This window comes from Vibrio sp. Vb1554 (genome assembly GCF_033344235.1).
In genome coordinates, this window is sequence record NZ_JAWPOJ010000214.1 from 1 (window position 1) to 1349 (window position 1349).

Annotated in this window: 1 protein-coding gene and 1 pseudogene; one reads left to right on the top strand and one right to left on the bottom strand. The window is 46.8% G+C overall.

Annotated elements, in window-relative coordinates; genetic code table 11:
* Positions 1-429: pseudogene (locus tag R8N28_RS25065) on the bottom strand (transporter substrate-binding domain-containing protein); the annotation flags it as partial.
* 68 nt (positions 430-497) lie between these two features.
* Between R8N28_RS25065 and R8N28_RS25070 the strand changes: the two are divergent.
* Positions 498-1349, top strand: an 852-nt coding sequence (locus R8N28_RS25070; protein WP_318183646.1) for a histidine kinase dimerization/phospho-acceptor domain-containing protein, incomplete at its 3' end; no start/stop codon positions are given.

Genomic DNA, 1349 nt, shown 5'->3' on the forward strand with positions numbered 1-1349 from the left:
GTAGTCGAAACCTAGCAGCAACACGATGGAGCGACCTTTGATGTCTTGCATGGTATTGAATTTAAAAGGCGCATCACTGCTGGATACCAACACGTGTTTTACAGTGTAAATAGGCTCTTTAGATAAGTTTTCTGATTGAACTCGGCCCCAATCAGGGCTGCCGTATGTCAGCCAGTTTTCTTCCCCACCCGCTTCTAACACTGAAATCATGCGCTTAAACGGATAGGTGTGAAAATTCACCTTATAATCTGAGTTGGCAAAAATCGCGTTCACAATATCCGTCACGATCCCGGCATGTTGTTGTCCTTGTTGTTCGATTTGAAATGGCCTTGCTTGGTCGGCGATAACGTAATAATTCACCTCTTCAGCGGCGGTCGCAGCACTGACAGCCATACAACTAAAAGCCAATACACGTAGAAGTCCTTTCATCCTATCCTCGATTATTATTTGCTCACGACTATATTTAGAGTAGCGCAAGATTATCGGAGTGATTTCATATGGATGTAAAAGAGCGAACTCAACGCCGGTTTAGTATCGGTAACCAGCTTATGCTGGCGGTTTTAACGTTGAGTTTGATCTTTACGTTAGTCATTTCTGCTATCAGTTTATACCGTGATTTTCAAGAAGAGTTGTCCCATCTCGACACCGACTTAAAACAAGTGGAGTCGAGCTACCTCTCCAGCTTTTCAGCCAGTTTGTGGGTTGAAGACCGTGAGCTGTTACTCACCCAAGCGCTGGGAGCGATGCGTTTGCCATCGGTGGATTACCTACGCATTGCTACCAAAGACGAAGTTATCATCGAGCTCGGAACAGAAATCACGCAAGATGTGGTTGAGAGGCGTTGGCCGATGCAGTTTAGTGTGGGGGAAAAAACGTTTGAGCTCGCAGAGCTGACTGTGCAGTCTGATCTTAGCGCCGTCTATCAAGATTTATGGCAACAGTTCTTTTTTCTGCTCACGACAGAAGCGATAAAAATTTTGCTGTTGATGGTTGGGGTGTTGTGGGTTGCCTTCCGTTTATTGGTGAATCCTTTGCAGTTGCTTTCCGGTGCGGTGAGTGATTTTAGCGGCGGTAATGCGCCGAGTACGGTCACGCTGCCCAAACGTTGGTGTTTTGATGAAGTCAGCTTGTTGGCGCAAAAATACAATCGAAGCGTGCAAAAAGTGCGTGAGCATCAAGCCGAGTTAGAAGCCGAGCGAGATAAGGCGGAAGTCGCCAATCGCAAGAAAAGTGAGTTTCTCGCGACCATGAGCCACGAGATCCGCACCCCTATGAATGGCATTATTGGTGTGGCGTCGCTGCTTAGGGATACTAAGCTCGATCCGCAGCAAAAAGAATTTGTGGAGATC